A 19481-nucleotide genomic window follows, 5' to 3' on the forward strand; every position below is an offset into this window, starting at 1 on the left:
CAGAGTACATGTCGCTTAATCTACATGGACTGATAAACAATTTTATTAAAATCTTTGTCGTTATTTTATGATTTTAATAAAATTGATAACCTAGTTGGAATCACTTCAAGGACAGTACTAATCCAAGCACAGCGCGACTATTTCGGCGCCCACACATACGAACGCATCGACAAAGAAGGCATTTTCCATACGGAATGGTTAAAATAAACGAACCCCCCTAGGGCAAGTGGCTCTAGGTGGGGTTTTAGTCTTTGAATCTTTTAGAAATAGCATATCTTATTTTTTTGTCTTGTTTGCTAGGTTCGCAATCCTGATTAATAAGCAAATCATGCTCGCGCCCCATGATATCCCTGCTTTACCTATATATAAATGAAGCAAATTTTCTACTGCTGCTTGTACATGATGGAAATATTTGATTTTTCTATGTTATTATTTAGAAAAAGGGGGAATGAGCAATGTTTCAGAGGAAATGAGAACCGTAAATGAACGCCACTACACAAGAATTGTTTTTGCGTATTCTGAGAAAGAGGTGAAGGTTTAATGGACTTGAACAATTATTGGAACTTGCAACCTTCCGAGAGTAAAAAGTGGCAAGAAAACAGATACAAACGATTTGGATTTGTATGGGGAGATGAGCCGGGACCTACAGCTAAAATGGCGGCACAGTTGTTTGCGGAAAAAGGATGTAAAAATATATTGGTTGCTGGATGTGGGTATGGAAGAGAATGCGTTTATTTCCATGAAAAAGGTTTCAAGGTGACGGGCATCGACCTTTCCGAGGAAGGGATAAAGTTAGCGAAACATTGGAGCCAAGAAAAAAATTTAACGATCGACTTTTATGTAGACAGTGTTTTGGATATGAAACATCCTCATGATGGGTACGATGCAGTTTTTTCACATAAGGTTTTTCATCAGTTTCGTTACGAAGACCGGAAAAAAATGATGGAAGAGTGTCATCAAGTTCTAAAAGATAATGGAATCTTATTTTTGTCGGATTTGTCGGTACATGATGCTGAATTTGGTATCGGAGTGGAAATTGAAAAGAACATGTTCGAACGACCGCATCGCCCCTACCGTCCAGTTTATTTCCTCTCTAACGACCATTTGGCTGAGTTTGATGGATTTGATATGGAAGAAGTGAAACCTTTCTCCTATCTAGAGTCTCATCCAGGGGAATCAACTGAGCATGAACATCATCTTCTTATTATAGTGGGAAGGAAAAAACTGTAGCCGTCAAGTGAAAGTGAAGTAAAGTGTAAATTATCATTTTATTTCCGAGTAAAACACCTTTTTTGCAGTCACGGTTATTACGAACGAAATGCGCAGTGGAGAAAGAAGCCCATCGGATTTTATCGAGTGTCTGTCACTCTTTCAAAAAGGGGTAATGTAATTTGTTAGAGGTAGTTTTCAGTATATTACCAATCATCGGTGTCTTCGTTTTCGTGATTTATTATTTCCCATTTATAGCAAAAGATTTAAAAAGAATTACACAACAAAATGAGGAAATAATTAAGCTCCTAAATGAAATAAAAAACAACATGCGCCATTAAATTAGCATGGCGCCCACACATACGAGCGCATCGACAAAGAAGGCATCTTCCATACCGAATGGTTGAAATAAATGAACACCACCTAAGGTAAATAGCTCTAGGGGGATTTTAAGAAAATTTATAAAATCCCCCTCACCACGAGGGGGATTGTTTATTGTTCAAATAATAATACACGCGCTGGGGCGGCGTCGGTGCCGACGAGTTTAAGCGGAGCGGCGACCATCCAATATTCGCCTGCTGGAACGTCTTTTAGCCGAAGTCCTTCGATGACGATAATGCCATGGCCGAACAGCGTTTTATGCGTTGGGTGTCCCGCTTGGTTGCGTTCGACGCCGAGCGCGTCAATGCCGACGCCGCGAATGCGTTTTTCCGCTAAGTATACCGCGGCATCTTCGGCAACGTAAATAAATTCAAAGTTAAAAGCGTCGTCGAACGAGTTTTTCGTTTTGAATAAGATAAAATCGTTTTCTTGAATATCAAAATGAATGAGATCTTCTTTTGTAATGCGATCATCAACGTTTGTCACGTCTAATACTTTGCAGTAGCCGACAAGTTTTTCAAGCGGAATCGTTTCAAACGTTTCTCCGCCTTTCACCATATGGAGTGGTGCGTCAATATGTGTGCCGGTATGCACATCCATATCAATGCGCGATTCGGTGACGTAATCGTTCGTGACGGTCATTAGCTTCGGTTGTTTTTCCGGCTTATTTTTATACACCGGCATCCCTTCAAAAATTGGGGCGGTGACATCGTATAGTTTCATGTTTGTTTCCTCCTCACATGGTTCCATTTAATGGCCACCAATGGAAACCGTCTTTTTGCAATAGTTCATCTGCCTGTTTCGGTCCCATCGAGCCTGCTTCATAGTTCGGGAAGTCGGCGGCTTTCGTGTTTGCCCATACTTCGGAAATCTTGTCGACAAAGCTCCATGACGCAGCGACTTCATCCCAATGCGTAAAGTTTGTCGCATCGCCACGCATGCAGTCATATAGCAATTTCTCATACGCTTCCGGCGTATTAAGGCCGTCGATGCAATTGTTGCAGTAGTCGAGTTTAATCGGCGTCGTTTTCATACTTTCGCCGCTTTTTTTCGCGTTTAAGTGAAGGGTAATCCCTTCATCGGGTTGAATATGGATGACGAGCAAATTCGGATGAACGTGTTCGCTTGTACGATAGTATAAGTTCATCGGAATGTCTTTAAACTGTACGACGATTTTCGTCGATTTTTCCGTCATCCGTTTCCCTGTACGTATGTAAAACGGCACGCCTGCCCAGCGGAAGTTGTCAATCATTAATTTCCCTGCAACAAACGTTTCGGTATTGGAGTTTGGGTCGACGTTATTTTCTTCGCGGTACCCAACGACTTCTTGCCCGCGAATAAACCCGCGTCCGTATTGCCCGCGCACGAAATAGTTATCGACGTCATCATGTGTCATCGGACGAAGCGCCCGCAACACTTTCACTTTTTCACTGCGAATGTCATCTGTCGTCAACTTAATCGGTGGTTCCATTGCCAAAAGCGCGACCATTTGCAGCATATGGTTTTGCACCATATCGCGCAACGCGCCAGAATGGTCGTAGTAGCGACCGCGGTCTTCCACTCCAAGCGTTTCGCTCGATGTAATTTGAATATTGGCAATAAAGCGGTTATTCCAAAGCGGTTCAAAAATCGCGTTCGCAAAGCGAATGACTTCGATATTTTGCACCATTTCTTTGCCAAGATAATGGTCGATCCGGAAAATTTCTTTTTCAGAAAATGCTTGGCGAATTTCTTTATTTAATTTTTGTGCGCTTGGCAAATCGTGCCCGAACGGTTTTTCAATCACAAGCCGTTTCCAGCCGGGCGTTGCCGTTAGCCCTTCGGATTTTAAATGCGACGTAATCGTCCCGAAAAATTCTGGTGCCATCGCTAAGTAAAAAATGCGGTTACCTGGAAGGTGGTATGTTTCTTCCAACTGTTCAAGCAACGTTTTCAGCGCTTGATAGGACGCTGTGCTCGTGACATCGAGCGAATGGTAATAAAAATGGGAAACGAACGATTCATCGATAAGCTCCTGTTTCGTTGCTTCTTCAATCGATTCGGTTACGTAGCGGCGAAATTCGTAGGTTGAAAGCGGACGCCGTGCTACGCCAACTATCGCAAATTCGTCCGATAGCTTTTGTTTTTGATAGAGTCGGTAAATGGAAGGAAATAGTTTGCGTTTGGCCAAGTCCCCCGTTGCGCCAAAAATAACGATCAGTGACTTTGGATTCACGTTGTTCACGATATGTACCTCGCTTCATAAAAATAATCTCTTCAAGTATTTAATTGTAGATATTTATTTTCATGAAAGCAAACATTTTCACACGAAACAGTGTTGAATTGCTTGCAAAACATTGATACGCTTAACATCAGAAAAAGCCGGAAGAGGTGAACGAGTTGGAACTGTTGTTTTTAGGAACGGGCTCGGGCGTTCCGTCAAAAGGGCGAAACGTTTCCGCCATCGCGTTGCAGCTACTCGAAGAGCGCGGAACGACATGGCTGTTTGATTGCGGGGAGGCAACGCAACATCAAATTTTACATACGTCTGTCCGCCCAGGGCGAATCGAAAAAATTTTTATTACCCATTTACACGGCGATCATATTTTTGGGTTGCCTGGACTGCTTGGCAGCCGCTCGTTTCAAGGAGGCGATACACCGCTTACCGTATACGGACCAGCAGGCATTCGCGCATTTATTGAAACGGCGCTTTCTGTCAGTGGAACGCACGTGAAATATGGACTACACATCGTGGAAATAGCTGAAGGAACAGTATATGAAGATGAACAATTTCTCGTCACTGCGAAACGGTTAGAGCACGGGATGCCTTCGTATGGATTTCGCATCGTCGAGAAAGATTTGCCTGGGACGCTGTTAGTGGACAAGCTGCGCGCACTTGGCGTTCGCCCAGGGCCGGTTTACCAAAAAATTAAACAAGGGGAAACGGTCATATTAGACGATGGCATGGTGATTGATGGCCGTGAGTTTGTCGGTCCCGCGAAAAAAGGAAGAAAGCTAGCGGTTTTAGGGGATACGCGTTATTGCGACGCGAGCATAGAACTTGCGGAAGAAGTGGATGTGCTTGTGCATGAAGCGACGTTCAGTGCAAACGAAGCCCATTTAGCGCACGATTACTATCATTCGACAACGGTGCAGGCGGCGGAAGTGGCGAAGCGGGCTAGGGTGAAGCAGCTCATTCTGACGCACATTAGCTCGCGTTATCAAGGGGAGATGTGTGACCAACTCGTCGAAGAGGCAAAGACGATTTTCCCGAATGTAGCGATTGCGTCTGATTTTATGTCATTTCCGGTGGCAAGAAACGAAAAGTAAGCTGACCAGTATGGGCTGGTCAGCTTATTAAATTACCATCCCCGCACGTATGGCTTCGGCGCTTCAAGTGATATACCGAGTTCGCTTGAAGCTGTTTTTGGCCAATATGGGTTGCGAAGAAGTTCGCGGCCGATGAAAATCAAGTCGGCGCGGCCGTTGCGCAAAATTTCTTCCGCTTGCCGCCCGGATGTGATCAGTCCGACAGCGCCTGTAGCGATGTCTGCGCCATGGCGAATCGTTTCAGCAAACGGCACTTGATAGCCTGGGTATACGTCAATTTTCGCTGGAACGACGGCACCAGAACTAACGTCGATCAAATCAACGCCTTGCGTTTTCATGCGTTTCGCGTATTCGACGTAGTCGTTCACCGTTAAACCGTCTGGGTGATAGTCAGAAGCAGAAATGCGAACAAACAGCGGTCCGTCCCACACTTTTTTCACTGCCTCAATCACTTCGCTTAAAAAGCGGTAGCGATTTTCAAACGTGCCGCCGTATTCGTCTGTTCGTTTGTTTGTGAGCGGCGATAAAAACTCGTTAATTAAATAACCGTGCGCCGCGTGAATCTCAATAACGTCAAAGCCGGCTTTTTTGGCACGAAGCGCGCCGTTTTGAAACGCTTGAATCGTTTCTTCGATGTCCGTTTTTGTCATCTCTTTTGGCGTGCGCATCGTTTCATCAAACGGAAGTGGCGATGGCGCGATGATTTCTCCTTCAACCATTGCTTTTCGTCCGGCATGGGCAAGCTGAATGCCGATTTTTGCGCCTTGTTCATGAACGAGCGTGGTGAGCGTCTGCAACCCACTGATATGTTCATCGCTCCAAATGCCTAAATCACGGGCAGAAATTCTTCCTTGTGGCGTTACTGCCGTCGCTTCGACGATAATGAGCCCGACTTGCCCGACCGCGCGCGTTGCATAATGAACGAGATGCCAGTTGTGCACCGTTCCGTCTTCGCGATCACACGCATACATACACATCGGCGACATAACAATGCGGTTTTTAAAGGTAACATCTCGAATGGTATATGGTGAAAATAACATATTAAATCCCTCCCGTAGTATCTTCCATAAAAAATGATACCACGCACTATTGGAAAAGAAAAACAACTTGCACTACTGGACGGAGGAAAGGAGTGCTTCCCCAAGCTCTTTGGACCGTTCCGTCGCTCGTTTAATGCAGGCAACCATCGCCTCTTGGTAGCGATAGCGCTCAAGCACGCCAATCCCTGCTTCCGTCGTTCCGCCTGGGCTTGTGACTTCTTTTCGCAGCACGGACGGATGTTTATTCGTTGTTTTTAGCATATGAGCCGCGCCGATAATCGTCTGTAAAATAAGTTCTTTGGCAATATCGCGCTCAAGCCCGATTTCATCTGCTGCTTTTTCCATCGCTTCGACTAAATAATAAACGTACGCTGGTCCACTCCCGGACAGCCCTGTTACGGCATGCAAATGTTGTTCTTCCACGACGGTGACAATCCCGACCGTTTCAAATAGCGTTTTTGCGACCGCTAAATCGGCCTCTGTCGCATAGCGACCGGATGAAAGGGCAGTCGCTGATTTTCGAATGGCGGCCGATGTATTTGGCATGGCGCGAATGACAGGAATTTGTTTTCCGATCAGCGATGTAATCGTATCGGTCGTCACCCCAGCAAGTAAAGAAATAATGAGCTGTTGTTCGCAAAAGGCGTGCGCAATTGGCGTAAGGCTTTCGGCGACGTCTTTCGGTTTCATGGCCAAAACGATAATATCCGCTTCTTTCACCGCTTTTTCTTTATTAGTTTCTGTTCGCACCCCGTATGTTTGCTGCAAATAGTGAAGACGTTCGACGTTTGAACGATTGGTAACAATCATTTGACTTGGCTCGTATAACGTTTTTGCCACCCCAGAAATAAGCGCTTCTGCCATCGATCCTGCCCCAAGAAACGTAATCGTTGTTTCTTTGCTCATCTTTTCTCCTCCTCATCTCAAAATAAAAAAGACCTTTCGCCCCTTCAAAAAGGACGGAAAGGTCTTTGTTTCCGCGGTACCACCTTTGTTGGCACAAGTGTGCCCACCTCGCAGCCGGTATCGTCGGCTAGACGGTTAGGTTTGCCTAACAGCTCCTGGGTAGGTTCAATGGGAAAGAGGGCAATGAAACCTTTCAGCCGGTGGGTTTCACTCTCTTTTGCCGTTTTCCATTTACTAGTCCCAATCATCGCCTTGTTTTGTTTGCAATTATGCATGGAAAACAAGCTTGTTGTCAATAGGGAAAATCGATTTATTTTCTGAATTTTTTCGCGAATAATGAGAAAGAAATGACAAATGACGAAAAACGGTGTAAACTGTTTAATAACATGACAATTCATAAATTATTATAATATAATGATAAGGGGAATGTTGATGGAAAAAGAGGTGTATCGCATTGTCGTCCCGACGCCGTTTCCCGTCGGGGATGTCAATATGTATATTGTCAAAGGCGATCGGTTAACATTAATCGATGCCGGGGTGAAAACGGAAGATGCGTGGCAAGCGTTTCAACATCAATTGCGAGAAATAGGCTATGAACCGAGCGATATCGAGCAAGTTGTCTTGACGCATCACCATCCTGACCATGTCGGCTTGCTTGATTATTTGCCGGACTCGATTCCGGTCATCGCCCATCCGAAAGCGAAGCCGTGGATTGAGAAAGCCCAAGAGTTTTTAGCATGGCATCAGCACTATTTTGAACAATTTTTAGTCGAGTGTGGCATTGATGCTGCGTTTTTGCCGCAGCTGCCGAAATTTCGCCGTTCGCTTCGTTATTCGTGCGAGCGCTCGCTCACCACAGCGATTTCCGAAGGCGACCGAATTAACGGCATGGAAGGTTGGACGGTCATTGAAACGCCAGGGCATGCGCAAAGCCATATCGTGCTGTATCGGGAAAAAGACGGGCTGATGATTGGCGGCGACCATTTATTAGCGAAAGTTTCCTCGAATCCGCTGTTAGAGCCGCCAGAAATCGGAACATGGGAACGTCCGAAACCGCTTTTGCAATATAATGATTCATTAAAAAAACTGCTTCACTATGACATTGCGAAAATAAAAACAGGGCACGGCGAAGATGTCATCGACGTGCCAGAGCTAGTGGAAAAGCGGCTGAAAAAACAACATGAGCGCGCAGAACAAGTATTAGAGATGTTAACGCAAGGTCCAATGACTGCCTTCGATGTATGCCGACAGCTTTTTCCAACCGTGTATGAGCGGGAATTTTTGCTGACGATGTCCGAAACAATCGGACAGCTGGATTATTTAGAACATATCGGGGCGATAATGAAACGAAAAGAAAACGATGCGTATGTGTATGAGGCGGTGGGATTGCGATGAGCTTGGCAGGAAAACATGTCGTTATTACCGGTGCTTCCGGTGGGCTTGGCGAGCGGATGGCGTATGAAGTGGCGAAGCGAGGCGGCATTCCGGTATTGCTTGCGCGCAATGAAGAAAATTTAGCGCGGATTTCAGAAAAGATAAAAGCGACATACGGCGTCCCATGTCGCTATGAACGGCTGGACGTCAGCGACATCGCTGCGGTCCAAACAGTGTTTCAACAGCTGTTGCAAGCGATAGAGATTGACGTGCTTGTCAACAATGCCGGGTTTGGCGTGTTTCGTTACGTCGAAGACATTGATTTACAAGAAACGGAAGCGATGTTTGCTGTCAACGTCTGCGGGTTAATTGCTTGTACGAAAATGGTATACGAGCAGATGATGGCGCGACGCAAAGGGCATATTATCAATGTCGCTTCGCAAGCAGGAAAAATTGCGACGCCAAAGTCAAGCGTCTATGCGGCGACAAAGCATGCGGTGCTTGGGTTTACGAACAGCTTGCGCATGGAAGCCGCACAATACGGGATATTTGTGACCGCCGTCAACCCTGGGCCGATCGAAACAAACTTTTTTTCTGTTGCGGATGCAACGGGCGATTACGTAAAAAACGTCAAGCGCTGGATGCTTCAAGCAGATGACGTGGCTCGCCGCGTCGTCGATGCGATGATGACCCCAACAAGGGAAGTGAACATGCCGCGCTGGATGAATGTTGGAAGTAAGCTGTATCAGCTGTTTCCGTCGTTCGTTGAAGCGATTGGAAAAAATGCGTTTTTTAAAAAATAACCCTCCTGTACGCAGAGGGTTATTTTGTCATGTACTCATACACGACATCGTGGACGATTTCGTATACATTCATCTCGGGATGTGTTTCGTTTTCTAGCATGATGTTTTGATATAAATCCGCCCACTCCGAATCGGTGAGCGGAAACGCTTCTATGTCGCGCCCGTATTGGCGCAGGCAGTTTTGTACGAGCTTTTTTAGCCACTTTTCATCCAAACGATTCACTTCCTACGATTGGGATGGAGTAGCACGGACGACCGATTGAAACTTTCCTTTATGCGATCCGTCACAGAACGGCATATTTTGCGACATGCCGCAGCGACAGAGCGAAAACGTTTCTTTTGTTTCGAATTTGTTGCCTTCCGCGTCGATCAGTTCAACTTCCCCCGTTACGCGAAACGAGCCGTTGTCATTGACTTTAATTTGTACTTTTGCCATATGTGTTCCTCCTTTATTTGCGTAGTCATTTTTGCTACTATAAATAGCGTATGTAAAATTTGCGAAAAGGGCGATCACTATGAATATTACCTTTACTGAGCGAGCGATGCAACTTCTTTCGCCAAATATAGCGAACAAGCAGCTAAAGTTAAAATATGATACAGACGGCTGCGGTTGTCTTGTCGATGGGGTAACGGCGTTATGGCTTGTCGATCAAGCAGAGGAAGACGATGTGGTTGTCGAAACGAACTATGTTCCAGTGCTTTTGGAAAAATCGCGTCTTGTTTTTTACGATGACAACATGGTCATTGATGCGGTGGAAGGAGCAGGGTGTTTTCTGTTGAAAAGCCCGAATCAAATATTAAATCCGCGCATGTCGCTTATGAAAGTGAGTGAACATCATGAATGACAAACTAAAGCAACTTGCCAATATTGCGAAACAAAAAACATGGGTATCGTTTATGCATGAAAATGACCCGTATAGTTTATTGCATTGGTCGATTGCCGGCATTTATCAAGAACCGAAAGACGTTTGGCTGCTGCAAGATGAAATGACGTTTACGACGACCGAATTTGCGACGCTCGATGAAGCGATTCATTGGATAAAAGAGCATATGCCGAACATTACCGAGATTTTATAAGGAGGCGGGCGCCTCCTTATCATTGTGGGGAATTTTGCCGTTTGGTCGGATGGGTCGCTTTTTCTAATTCTTCTTTCGCGATCGTCGGTTTGACCGTATCTGCGGACGGCTTCCCTTTTTGTGCACGATTGGCCATAGAACGCTTCTCCTTTCGTTAGTATGTACTTTCTTATTTTGAAAAAAGAAGGCTATTTTTATGCGGAGGGATTGGAATGAAAAAGCAAGAAGAAAAAATCACGGTAAAAGACTACCTTGACACCGATGTATACGCAAAGCTGCGCGAGAAAAAGAGCGCGTTGGAAGCGGAAGAAAAAAGAAAAAAAGCGGAAGAAGAAGCGCGCAAACGAGAAGAACAGCGGCAGCGCGAAAAAAATAAAACGTTTGAAGAGCTGCTCAATGAAAGCCAGTTAGATTGGCGGAAATTTAAGGAATAAGCCCTGCGTGTTCAGGGCTTTTTTAAAAGGTAAGAAAATTTTATGATTAGGTGGAGAGCTGTCTAGCTCCAAGCGCCATCGGTGTGAGGCGTTCCCTCCTCGGTGGGGCTTATGCGACCTTCGCCGATAGGCGGGCGCTTTGCGCTTTTCTTAACGGTGCGTTTCATAAATAGACGCTTTCGTCTGTTGTTTTAGCCATTCGTATTCTTCGTTCGTCAATGTAGGCATCGAAGCAGCAGCAATGTTGCCCGTCAGCTGTTCGAGGCTGCTCGAGCCAGGAATGACAGCGGCGACAACGGGATCGTATAAACAAAATTGCAAAGCGGTCGCGGTAAACGAACGGTGCGCCGTTGTGTTTGCTTTTAATGCAGGTAGGAGGCTTTTCAACTCTTCATATGTATAATCAAGATAGCCGCTCGTTTTCACTGCCTCGCTTGCCGCTTCCAGCGGGCGGTCGGTTAATAGCCCTTTCGCCACTGGCCCGCGGGCGATGACGCTAATATGGTGCGCTTTTAATAGTGGAAAAAGCTCTTCCGGACGGCGGTCGAGCAAACTATATTGCATCATGACACTAACGATGTTCGAACGTTTTACATATTCGCGAATGACATTTGGGCGAATCGAGGAAATGCCGTAGTAGCGAATAACCCCTTCTTGTTTTAGCTCCTCAAACGCTTCGATCGTTTCATCGATCGGATCGTCGATGGTACCGCCGTGCAATTGGTATAAATCGATGTAGTCGGTTTGCAAGCGTCGCAAGCTTTCTTTTACGGCTCGTTTTATATAAGCTTTGGACGGGTCCCAATACCAGCCGTCTTTTCCTTCTTCCCAACGATTGCCGACTTTTGTTGCGAGTACGACTTGTTCCCGCTTTCCTTTCAGCGCTTTGCCGATAAACTGCTCATTTAAGCCGCGGTCGTACAAGTCTGCGGTGTCTAAATAGTTAATGCCGCGCTCAAGCGCTTCATGAATGATGCGAATGGCCTTTTTCTCCTCTGTACCGAGCGACATGCAGCCAAGCCCGATTTCGCTCACATATAAATCCGATGTGCCGATGCGCCGTTTGTTCATCCTTTCTCCTCCAATCACTAATTTTCTCCATTTTACACCGAAATGTAGTACAATGAAAACGAAAACGATCAGACGGGAGCGAAAGCGAATGGATCATTTAATCGAAAAAACGATTCGCCAAGAGAAAATTTTTAGCGGCAAAGTCATTCAAGTATATGTCGAGGACGTGCAATTGCCAAACGGAAACACAAGCAAGCGGGAAATCGTCAAACACCCAGGAGCGGTGGCGATTCTCCCGTTGACAAACGAAGGGAAATTAGTGCTTGTTCGGCAATACCGGAAAGCGTTAGAGCGTGTATTAGTCGAAATTCCAGCGGGAAAGCTAGAAAAAGGAGAAGAACCGCTCGTGACAGCTCGACGTGAATTAGAAGAAGAAACGGGCTATTCGGCTCAATCGATGCGCCATCTCATTTCTTTTTACACGTCCCCAGGATTTGCGGACGAACTCATTCATCTATATGTCGCCGAAGGGCTTGTGAAACTAGAAGAAGCGGCGGGGCTTGATGACGATGAATTTGTCGATTTATTGGAAGTGACGTTAGAGGAGGCGGTAGCTATGCTCGAAACGAAAGAAATTTACGATGCGAAAACTGCCTATGCTTTACAATATTTGCAGCTTGCGCGGGCGTTAAAAAAATGAACGACTATTACGTCGATTTGCACATTCATATCGGCCGAACCGCTTCCGGGAAACCAGTAAAGGTGACGGGAGCAAAAACGTTAACGTTAGCGAATATTTTGCATGAGGCAGAACGGGTGAAAGGGCTGCATATCGTCGGGATTGTCGATAGCCACGTTCCAGAAGTGCTTGATGAATTGGAGCGGGAAGTGGAAGCAAACGGCTGGAGCGAACAGAAAGAAGGTGGCGTGCAGGCCGGAAACGTCACGCTTTTATTAGGAAGCGAAATCGAAGTTTACGATAACCATTGCCACGGTCCAATTCATGTGCTTGTTTTTTTGCCTACGATTGCCGCGATGCGAAAGTTTTCCCATTGGCTCAAAGGGCGAATGAAAAACGTGTCGCTTAGTTCCCAGCGCCTATACGAAACAGGGCGAACGCTGCAAGAAAAGACAAAGGAGCTCGATGGGCTATTTATTCCTGCCCATGCGTTTACGCCGTTTAAAAGTTTGTATGGCAAAGGGGTAAAGAAAAGTTTAACGGAAGTGTTTCACCCTGATTGGATCGATGCGATTGAACTTGGCTTAAGCGCGGATTCTGAAATGGCGGATCAGCTCGCTGAACTGCACCGCTATGTGTATTTGTCCAATTCTGATGCGCATTCGCTTAGAAAAATTGCCCGCGAATATCAACAGATGCGCCTTCAGCAGCCGACGTTTGCCGAAGTGAAACAAGCGGTAAGGATGGAAGACGGAAGGACAATCGTTGCCAACTATGGGCTCCATCCGAAGCTTGGGAAATACTATCAAACGGTATGCGCACGATGCTTTACGCCGATGAAAGAAAGCGACCACTGCTTATCGTGCGGATATCGCCGATATATCAAAGGAGTATTTGAACGCATTCAAGAGCTAAAAACGAACGGTGTGCCACCAAAGCGACCGCCGTATATATATCAAGTACCATTAGAATTTATCCCAGGGCTTGGAGAAAAGACGTACAAAAAATTGTTAGCACATTTCGGTACAGAAATGCATGTGCTTCATCAGGCGACCGCCCAACAACTTATCGATGTCGTCGGGGAAAAATTAGCGGCAACGATTGTGCTTGCTAGAAGCGGCCAGCTTGCCATCGCCGCAGGCGGTGGCGGCCAATATGGAAAAATCGCTCTCATATAAGGGCGATTTTTTCTTTTCTTTCGTCATAGACGTGCGCTTTTTTCATACAATCTAGTAAGAGCGAAAGTAGGAGGAAGAGAAGATGAGGAAGCAGCCGTTGAAATCCGCCGTTCTCATGCACGTTCGGGAACATGCTTCGATGTATTTGTTTACCATTGTCTTGTTTTTAATGGGCGTTATTTTCGGGGCGATCGTTGTGAATAGTTTAAATTTAAGCCAAAAACAAGATTTATATTATTATTTAACGCAATTTTTTGGACAAGTAGCGAAAGGGCAGTTTGCTAGTGAGTATGACATGTTTCAACAAAGCTACTTTCACAATTTGCAATATATTGGCTTTATGTGGGTGCTCGGCATTTCAATTATCGGCTTGCCGCTCATTTTAGTGCTTTTATTTTTAAAAGGGGTCGTCGTCGGATTTACGGTCGGGTTTCTTGTCAACCAAATGGGCTGGCAAGGATTTTTATTATCGTTCGTTTCGGTGATGCCGCAAAATGTGATCGTCATTCCAGCGTTTATTATGATGGGGACGATTGCGCTTTCTTTTTCGTTAAAAATGGTGCGCAACCAATTTATGAAACGGATGCATGAACCGATTTTTCCGATGATTATGCGCTATGCGTTTGTCATGGTCGCGATTAGCGCGGCATTGCTTCTTTCCGCTGCAATTGAAGCGTACGTTTCGCCGATCGTGATGAAGCAAGTCATCGAATTAATAAACAAGTGATAATTATTATCACTTAATAACGGTTTTATTTATTTGATGATAATAATTTTACTTTGATACTTCCTCCGTTCTTTTGTATAATGATAAATGAACGACGAGGGAGGGAAAAGAAATGGAAGATCGAATTGAACGAATCAAAAAATTGTTGCATACCGCCGGATACAAATTGACACCACAGCGCGAGGCGACAGTGCGGGTTCTTTTAGAACATGAAGAAGACCACTTGAGTGCAGAAGATGTCTACCTCCTCGTTAAAGAAAAATCTCCAGAAATCGGATTAGCGACGGTATATCGGACGTTAGAGCTATTAACCGAGTTGAAAATCGTCGATAAGATTAACTTTGGCGATGGTGTATCACGGTATGATCTTCGCCAAGAAGGTGCGGCTCATTTTCACCATCATTTAGTATGTATCGAATGCGGATCGGTAGCGGAGATTCAAGAAGATTTATTAGAGGACGTAGAAGCAATTGTCGAGCGAGATTGGAAATTTAAAATTAAAGACCATCGGTTAACGTTTCATGGCATTTGCTATCGATGCCAACAAAAAGATCAACAAGAAGAATAAAAAGGTCGTGGCATTAGATAAACTTAAGCCAGCATAAAGTAGCTCTTGCTTGCGGATCTTCGTAAACCAAAGTGCATTCCAACATTTACGATGAGCATCCCCATGCAAGAGCACTTTCATAAGCTCACGGTTCTATGGTAACGTTGTCGATATTTGATGAATGAATGTTGGATATGATATTGAAGAGCATATCGGAATAGGATATATTTAGGATAAGGACAGTATATCCTAGAGGATATAAGGTATTTCTAGGAGGTGTTTGTCCGTGAAGGAGGGAGAGAATATGATTACAAGCGCAAAGCCGATAAAATCCACTGAAATTGTGTTTGGAACGGATAAAGAGCTTGAAAAGTTCGCGGAAATCATTCGAAATCCTGCTAAGCCTAGTGAGTATGTGAAAGAGATGTTTAAAGCCTATCAGCAAAAACATCGGGGGAAGTAAATGTTTGAGTCGCTAGAAAATATTAGAGAAGTATACTTGTCTGATGAACATCTGTTAAAATTGCAGGAATTTCGATGTACAGACGAACAGATAGTGGAGAATTTCCTAAAAGAAGACGCATATAACTTAATGAAGAGGAATTTAGTTAGAACCCGACTATTTTTTGACGACAATCAAAATTTAATCGGGTTCTATTCGTTATTTAATGATACTGTTAAGATACAAAAACAAAAAAGAGCGATGTTAGAGATATATCTACCTTCGAGTGTTAAAGAAATACCAGCTATTCGTCTTCACTATTTAGGTGTAGACGAGAGGTTTAGAGGCAAGGGATTTGGAAGTTATTTAATGACGTCAGTTCTCTATCATTGTGCGAAAGTTGCTGAAATAACAGGATGTTCTCTCATAACAGTTGAAGCAACTGAAAATGCCAAGAGTTTTTATGAAAAATTTGGCTTTACATATATATGTCCTATAAATCGATATTATTTAATGGCGCTAAGTACAAAGCCGTTGATGGAAGAATTAAACTGACGGAATAAGTTAGAACCTTTTCTTTCGTTTGTCCGTCGTTTTTTACTTAGACAACTTTCTCTCGAATGGAAATCTGGGATGGTGGCTGTCTTATTTGCGGCTGTCTGAATTTACGTTAGGAGATTCAGAATCAACAGCAGTGCCTGAAAACCTTTTCCACCGGGAAAGGTTTTTTCACGTATAAAAAGAAAAAACGATGGCATATCCTCAATAATAAGTGCTATTTTAGGAGGGTATGTCGTGAAAACGTTGTGGCAAATGATTAAAACGTTTGTTTTATTTACGGGATGTACAATTTTGTTTTATTATAGTCTTATATGGTTCCATCGAGAGTACGAAAACTATCATCGCTATGATGAACCGCAAGGATCGGCGGTGAAAGTATCGACAACCGAAACGACATCCACGGATTGGCTGGAACGATTTATACTTTTTTATCGCGATGGGGAGTAGAGAACATTGAACGATGAAATGAAAGATTTTCTCCATTATTTAACGGTCGAGCGAAATTTGGCGAAAAATACGATCGTGTCGTATGAACGCGATTTACGAAAATACGCGCATTATTTAATCAACGTTGAACAAGTGCACTCATGGAATGACGTATCTCGCCTTCATATTTTGCAATTTTTAAAGTTTTTAAAAGAAGGCGGAAACTCGGCGAAAACGATCGCGCGCCATATTGCGTCCATTCGTTCGTTTCACCAATTTTTATTGCGGGAAAAAGTGACGGACAAAGACCCGACCGTTCATATCGAAACGCCGCAGCTGGAGCGGAGCTTGCCGAAAGTGTTATCGACAGCGGAAGTCGAGGCGCTGTTAGATGCGCCGAAAGTAAACACGCCGTTTGGCATTCGCGACAAGGCGATGCTCGAATTGCTGTATGCGACCGGTATGCGCGTCAGTGAAATGGTCAATTTAAACCTTTCCGACGTCCATTTGACGATGGGCTTTGTCCGCTGTTACGGAAAAGGGAATAAAGAGCGGATCATTCCAGTCGGGCGGATTGCACTTTCGGCGTTAAAAATGTACATCGAAGAAGCGAGGCCGAAACTTATCCATCCGAAAAAACGGGCGACGGATGCGCTCTTTTTGAACCATCACGGCGAGCGACTAACGCGGCAAGGGTTTTGGAAAATTTTAAAGAAGCTCGCGAAAGAAGCAAACATCGAAAAAGAACTAACCCCGCATACGTTCCGGCATTCGTTTGCGACCCATCTGCTTGAAAACGGTGCCGATTTGCGCGCTGTGCAAGAGTTGTTAGGACATGCCGATATTTCGACGACACAAATTTATACACACGTCACGAAAACGCGCTTAAAAGACGTGTATCAACAATACCACCCGCGGGCGTAGCGGGTGGTTTTTTTGGTAAGATAGGAAAGTATAAAATTTTGGACTACCACGGTCATTTGGATTGTGGTATTTTCTTTTTATGGAGAAAAACATTCTTAGAGAAATTTTCTTTGATAAACACCAACATTGGGAAGCATTCAAGAAAAAGCACGGAGCTAAAATTCGCCCAATCGTCATCAAGGAGGTCGAGAAATTTCGCGATTGTGGGGATATCAAAAAAGGATTTAAGCTTTTCGTGTGTGAGGGTTGTCATGATGTCCGAAAAGTTCCCTATCGTTGTAAAGGGCGTTTCTGCACCACCTGTTCCGTGGGAGAAAGTGAAGAGTGGAGCCGATTACTTACGGAGGACGTGCTTCAAGTGAACCATAGGCATGTCATTTTTACGATTGATGAGGGATTGCGGGATGTTTTCCTGCTTCATCGGCATTTATTAAAGGATTTGATGGATGCAGCTTCAAAATTAGTGATGGGTTTCTTTCAGAAAAAAGCCAAAGTAACTCCTGGAATCATTTCTGGACTACATACGTTTGGTTCAAGAGTGAATTTCAACCCACACGTACATATGCTAGTAACTATGGGGGGACTAACGGAAAAAGGAGAATGGAAAGCGTACGATTTTCTGCCATTTACGATGCTTCGAAAGCAGTGGCAGACAGTGGTGTTAAAATTAATTAGAAAGGGAATTTCTGAGGAAGAGAAAAAACGAATCCAGCCAAGACTTCAACAGGCGTTCACCAATAATGGGGAAGGCTTCTATGTGTATGCTCCAAAACAGAAAGGGAAAGTAAAAGAGCAACTTCGATACATTGGCCGTTATATTCGTCGACCAGCGATTGGAATCAATCGGATCGAGGCATATGACGGGCAGTTTGTGATATTTAAATACAAAGACAAAACAGACGGGAAAGAGAAAACAGAAACAGTAAGCGTGGAAGAGTTTATTTCCCGTTTAATTCGTCATATCCCTGATGAGCAATTTAAAACGATCCGCCACTACGGCATGTATTCAAGAAGAACCAAAAAATTGTGCAGGAAGGTATTAAGTGCATGGCAACGCAAGGCTAGACGCTGGATAGTGAAAGTGAAAAAGGTATTGCGTCGCCAGACGTGGCGTGAAAGAATAATCGCAAGTGGTCAAAAAGATCCTCTCGTTTGTCCGAAGTGTGAGTGTTACTATGAATACAAGGGAGAGGTCTGCCTTGAAGATGGGAAATTAGAAATAAAAGTGGCATTATGTCGAACAACAAGAGCTTATTTAGAGAGGGTGATGAACGATCTCACCGGTATCCAAACACCGCAAAAAAGGAAAGAAAAAGAAGAAAAATGTAAATCGAAACCAGTCCAAGAAACAGAGCGTCAGCTATGTTTGTTTAGTGTGTCATGAAAAAGAAGAAATTCCTTTACGTGTAGTTAGGGATTTCGATTTAATGGATAACGGTGACCCAACCACTCCCCCTATGTTTTCCTGTGAACATTGTGGGGGAGAAATGTACCCTGAATATTATAAAGGGGTACATGGCATAGAGTACAAGTTATCGGATATTCACTAAACAAAAAAGGACCGGGCTATGCCCGGTTTTTCTTATGCGCTCGGCATGGGTGCAATCTCTAGGGTGAAAGTCCCGAGCTGCGAAGGCAGAAGTAGCAGTTAGCTTAACGCAAGGGTGTCCGCGGTGACGCGGAATCTGAAGGAAGCGGGCGGCAAACTTCCGGTCTGAGGAACACGAACTTCATATAAGGCTAGGTATCATTGGATGAGTTCGCCGAACAAAACAATTTCTGCCGAAGGTGATACAGAGTAAATGAAGCAGATAGATGGAAGGAAAGATTGCACTCTTACCCGAGGAGGTCTGGTGGATACGTGAAGTACCCTTCATAACCTACTTAGCGATAAGTAGCTGAACCATCAGAAGTCAGCAGAGGTCATAGTACGAATCGGTCTAGAACGATTCGGAAGGGTCGAACAATCAAGAGAAAATAGCCCTTGGCATTCAGTCCGTCATGAGGAACACAGAAAACATAGTACCTCCTAAGAGAAAGGAAACGGTGAATCCCGTGGGGGATCTTTTGGAGGGTGGAGTGACGACTGGCATAAGAAGATCGGCTATTTACGGAAGGAAGAATAACGATGCTTTTGAATCAAATTCTTGTAAATTAGCACGTTATTTCGGAACAAAATGGCCATTTTTTTGCAAATTCAAACGGGTTTTTGCGCGTTAATCCAGCTAAAATCTGGAGTATTGTGCAAATTTCCTCCCTTCTGTTTACAGAAAAACCGTTTGGTGGCTTGACACGGAGCCTCTGCGGACATGTTTTCTAGCGAAAGGGGCGAGCACTACCCCTTGTTTCGTTAGGCAACTATATACATCCAAATTAAAATTTTAACCTCTGGTTCACGTAGCACACCCGATGCGGCGTAACACCTCATCTGGATGCTGTAAGACGTATTGTTC

24 protein-coding genes are annotated in these 19481 nt (G+C 44.5%); 17 read left to right on the forward strand and 7 right to left on the reverse strand.

All coding sequences use genetic code 11. From position 1 onward, the window contains the following. Positions 1-54 precede the first annotated feature (54 nt). Entirely contained in the window at positions 55-207 is a 153-nt protein-coding gene (locus tag GGR02_RS17690; RefSeq protein ID WP_260175189.1) for a hypothetical protein, read from the forward strand. Positions 208-540: 333 nt separating this feature from the next. Beyond that, the gene (locus tag GGR02_RS16195) at positions 541-1230 is read left to right on the forward strand and encodes a class I SAM-dependent methyltransferase (protein ID WP_183185996.1); all 690 of its coding nucleotides are present in this window, start codon (positions 541-543) and stop codon (positions 1228-1230) included. A gap of 471 nt (positions 1231-1701) precedes the next feature. Here the strand turns inward: GGR02_RS16195 and GGR02_RS16205 are convergent, their stop codons facing one another. Together GGR02_RS16205 and zwf are read right to left on the reverse strand one after the other, a co-directional pair. Then, positions 1702-2313: a cyclase family protein gene (locus GGR02_RS16205; protein ID WP_183185997.1), complete on the reverse strand. Its 612-nt coding sequence runs from the start codon at positions 2311-2313 to the stop codon at positions 1702-1704. 13 nt (positions 2314-2326) lie between these two features. Next, positions 2327-3814 (reverse strand): glucose-6-phosphate dehydrogenase, encoded by a 1488-nt coding sequence (gene zwf, locus GGR02_RS16210; protein ID WP_183185998.1) that lies wholly within the window; start codon positions 3812-3814, stop codon positions 2327-2329. 155 nt (positions 3815-3969) lie between these two features. Between zwf and rnz the strand changes: the two genes are divergently transcribed. Further along, positions 3970-4899: a ribonuclease Z gene (gene rnz / locus GGR02_RS16215; RefSeq protein WP_183185999.1), complete on the forward strand. Its 930-nt coding sequence runs from the start codon at positions 3970-3972 to the stop codon at positions 4897-4899. Positions 4900-4931: 32 nt separating this feature from the next. Here the strand turns inward: rnz and namA are convergent, their stop codons facing one another. Both namA and proI read right to left on the reverse strand, forming a co-directional pair. Next, complete coding sequence (gene namA, locus GGR02_RS16220) at positions 4932-5939, reverse strand: NADPH dehydrogenase NamA (RefSeq protein WP_183186000.1); 1008 nt, start codon at positions 5937-5939, stop codon at positions 4932-4934. Positions 5940-6011: 72 nt separating this feature from the next. Then, positions 6012-6845 carry a pyrroline-5-carboxylate reductase ProI gene (gene proI / locus GGR02_RS16225; protein ID WP_183186001.1) on the reverse strand — a complete coding sequence of 278 codons (834 nt, stop codon included), beginning with the start codon at positions 6843-6845 and terminating at the stop codon, positions 6012-6014. A gap of 432 nt (positions 6846-7277) precedes the next feature. On the opposite strand from proI, the gene GGR02_RS16230 reads away from it, so the two are divergent. Further along, entirely contained in the window at positions 7278-8240 is a 963-nt protein-coding gene (locus GGR02_RS16230; protein WP_183186002.1) for an MBL fold metallo-hydrolase, read from the forward strand. Further along, positions 8231-9022, forward strand: coding sequence for an SDR family NAD(P)-dependent oxidoreductase (locus tag GGR02_RS16235; RefSeq protein WP_373286642.1), 792 nt, complete (start codon positions 8231-8233; stop codon positions 9020-9022). The genes GGR02_RS16230 and GGR02_RS16235 overlap by 10 nt, the downstream gene beginning before the upstream one ends. A gap of 19 nt (positions 9023-9041) precedes the next feature. On the opposite strand, the gene GGR02_RS16240 is transcribed toward GGR02_RS16235, so the two are convergent. Continuing rightward, entirely contained in the window at positions 9042-9236 is a 195-nt protein-coding gene (locus GGR02_RS16240; protein ID WP_183186004.1) for a YqzH family protein, read from the reverse strand. 12 nt (positions 9237-9248) lie between these two features. After that, complete coding sequence (locus GGR02_RS16245; protein WP_183186005.1) at positions 9249-9458, reverse strand: CDGSH iron-sulfur domain-containing protein; 210 nt, start codon at positions 9456-9458, stop codon at positions 9249-9251. 79 nt (positions 9459-9537) lie between these two features. On the opposite strand from GGR02_RS16245, the gene GGR02_RS16250 reads away from it, so the two are divergent. From GGR02_RS16250 to GGR02_RS16260, 3 genes are all read left to right on the forward strand, one after another. Continuing rightward, positions 9538-9867: an iron-sulfur cluster biosynthesis family protein gene (locus tag GGR02_RS16250; RefSeq protein ID WP_183186006.1), complete on the forward strand. Its 330-nt coding sequence runs from the start codon at positions 9538-9540 to the stop codon at positions 9865-9867. Further along, positions 9860-10099, forward strand: a complete 240-nt coding sequence (locus tag GGR02_RS16255; protein ID WP_183186007.1) for a DUF2552 family protein — start codon at positions 9860-9862, stop codon at positions 10097-10099. The genes GGR02_RS16250 and GGR02_RS16255 overlap by 8 nt, the downstream gene beginning before the upstream one ends. A gap of 212 nt (positions 10100-10311) precedes the next feature. Further along, on the forward strand, positions 10312-10533 hold the full coding sequence (locus GGR02_RS16260; protein WP_183186008.1) for a YqkE family protein: 222 nt from the start codon (positions 10312-10314) through the stop codon (positions 10531-10533). A gap of 150 nt (positions 10534-10683) precedes the next feature. On the opposite strand, the gene GGR02_RS16265 is transcribed toward GGR02_RS16260, so the two are convergent. Beyond that, positions 10684-11604, reverse strand: coding sequence for an aldo/keto reductase (locus tag GGR02_RS16265; RefSeq protein ID WP_183186009.1), 921 nt, complete (start codon positions 11602-11604; stop codon positions 10684-10686). A gap of 88 nt (positions 11605-11692) precedes the next feature. On the opposite strand from GGR02_RS16265, the gene GGR02_RS16270 reads away from it, so the two are divergent. The 9 genes from GGR02_RS16270 to GGR02_RS16310 all read left to right on the forward strand — a co-directional run bounded on the left by GGR02_RS16270 (position 11693) and on the right by GGR02_RS16310 (position 18412). Next, positions 11693-12244 carry an NUDIX hydrolase gene (locus GGR02_RS16270; RefSeq protein ID WP_183186010.1) on the forward strand — a complete coding sequence of 184 codons (552 nt, stop codon included), beginning with the start codon at positions 11693-11695 and terminating at the stop codon, positions 12242-12244. After that, positions 12241-13401, forward strand: coding sequence for an endonuclease Q family protein (locus tag GGR02_RS16275; RefSeq protein WP_183186011.1), 1161 nt, complete (start codon positions 12241-12243; stop codon positions 13399-13401). Before GGR02_RS16270 ends, GGR02_RS16275 begins: the two co-directional genes overlap by 4 nt. Positions 13402-13483: 82 nt before the next feature. Continuing rightward, positions 13484-14128, forward strand: coding sequence for a stage II sporulation protein M (gene spoIIM / locus GGR02_RS16280; RefSeq protein WP_183186012.1), 645 nt, complete (start codon positions 13484-13486; stop codon positions 14126-14128). Between the two features lie 112 nt (positions 14129-14240). After that, complete coding sequence (gene fur / locus GGR02_RS16285) at positions 14241-14696, forward strand: ferric iron uptake transcriptional regulator (protein WP_183186013.1); 456 nt, start codon at positions 14241-14243, stop codon at positions 14694-14696. 283 nt (positions 14697-14979) lie between these two features. Further along, entirely contained in the window at positions 14980-15138 is a 159-nt protein-coding gene (locus GGR02_RS16290; RefSeq protein ID WP_183186014.1) for a hypothetical protein, read from the forward strand. Continuing rightward, positions 15139-15672, forward strand: a complete 534-nt coding sequence (locus GGR02_RS16295; protein WP_183186015.1) for a GNAT family N-acetyltransferase — start codon at positions 15139-15141, stop codon at positions 15670-15672. Between the two features lie 240 nt (positions 15673-15912). Next, positions 15913-16125 carry a YqzK family protein gene (locus tag GGR02_RS16300; protein ID WP_183186016.1) on the forward strand — a complete coding sequence of 71 codons (213 nt, stop codon included), beginning with the start codon at positions 15913-15915 and terminating at the stop codon, positions 16123-16125. 6 nt (positions 16126-16131) lie between these two features. Next, a complete protein-coding gene (gene xerD / locus GGR02_RS16305; RefSeq protein ID WP_183186017.1) occupies positions 16132-17028 on the forward strand; it encodes a site-specific tyrosine recombinase XerD in 897 nt (298 codons plus the stop codon). Positions 17029-17107: 79 nt separating this feature from the next. Beyond that, positions 17108-18412, forward strand: coding sequence for an IS91 family transposase (locus GGR02_RS16310; protein WP_183186018.1), 1305 nt, complete (start codon positions 17108-17110; stop codon positions 18410-18412). Positions 18413-19481 lie beyond the last annotated feature (1069 nt).

This window comes from Anoxybacteroides voinovskiense, from assembly GCF_014196205.1.
GTDB classification, from domain to species: domain Bacteria; phylum Bacillota; class Bacilli; order Bacillales; family Anoxybacillaceae; genus Anoxybacteroides; species Anoxybacteroides voinovskiense.

Bases quoted from the DNA above. Each gene is read 5' to 3' on its own strand.
- fur (WP_183186013.1), top strand. From the start codon at position 14,241: ATGGAAGATCGAATTGAACGAATCAAAAAATTGTTGCATACCGCCGGA.
- namA (WP_183186000.1), bottom strand. From the start codon at position 5,939: ATGTTATTTTCACCATATACCATTCGAGATGTTACCTTTAAAAACCGC.
- GGR02_RS16275 (WP_183186011.1), top strand. From the start codon at position 12,241: ATGAACGACTATTACGTCGATTTGCACATTCATATCGGCCGAACCGCT.
- GGR02_RS16270 (WP_183186010.1), top strand. From the start codon at position 11,693: ATGGATCATTTAATCGAAAAAACGATTCGCCAAGAGAAAATTTTTAGC.
- GGR02_RS16255 (WP_183186007.1), top strand. From the start codon at position 9,860: ATGAATGACAAACTAAAGCAACTTGCCAATATTGCGAAACAAAAAACA.
- GGR02_RS16265 (WP_183186009.1), bottom strand. From the start codon at position 11,604: ATGAACAAACGGCGCATCGGCACATCGGATTTATATGTGAGCGAAATC.
- GGR02_RS16250 (WP_183186006.1), top strand. From the start codon at position 9,538: ATGAATATTACCTTTACTGAGCGAGCGATGCAACTTCTTTCGCCAAAT.
- GGR02_RS16205 (WP_183185997.1), bottom strand. From the start codon at position 2,313: ATGAAACTATACGATGTCACCGCCCCAATTTTTGAAGGGATGCCGGTG.
- GGR02_RS16245 (WP_183186005.1), bottom strand. From the start codon at position 9,458: ATGGCAAAAGTACAAATTAAAGTCAATGACAACGGCTCGTTTCGCGTA.
- spoIIM (WP_183186012.1), top strand. From the start codon at position 13,484: ATGAGGAAGCAGCCGTTGAAATCCGCCGTTCTCATGCACGTTCGGGAA.
- GGR02_RS16310 (WP_183186018.1), top strand. From the start codon at position 17,108: ATGGAGAAAAACATTCTTAGAGAAATTTTCTTTGATAAACACCAACAT.
- GGR02_RS16195 (WP_183185996.1), top strand. From the start codon at position 541: ATGGACTTGAACAATTATTGGAACTTGCAACCTTCCGAGAGTAAAAAG.
- GGR02_RS16295 (WP_183186015.1), top strand. From the start codon at position 15,139: ATGTTTGAGTCGCTAGAAAATATTAGAGAAGTATACTTGTCTGATGAA.
- proI (WP_183186001.1), bottom strand. From the start codon at position 6,845: ATGAGCAAAGAAACAACGATTACGTTTCTTGGGGCAGGATCGATGGCA.
- GGR02_RS16290 (WP_183186014.1), top strand. From the start codon at position 14,980: ATGATTACAAGCGCAAAGCCGATAAAATCCACTGAAATTGTGTTTGGA.
- GGR02_RS16230 (WP_183186002.1), top strand. From the start codon at position 7,278: ATGGAAAAAGAGGTGTATCGCATTGTCGTCCCGACGCCGTTTCCCGTC.
- GGR02_RS16260 (WP_183186008.1), top strand. From the start codon at position 10,312: ATGAAAAAGCAAGAAGAAAAAATCACGGTAAAAGACTACCTTGACACC.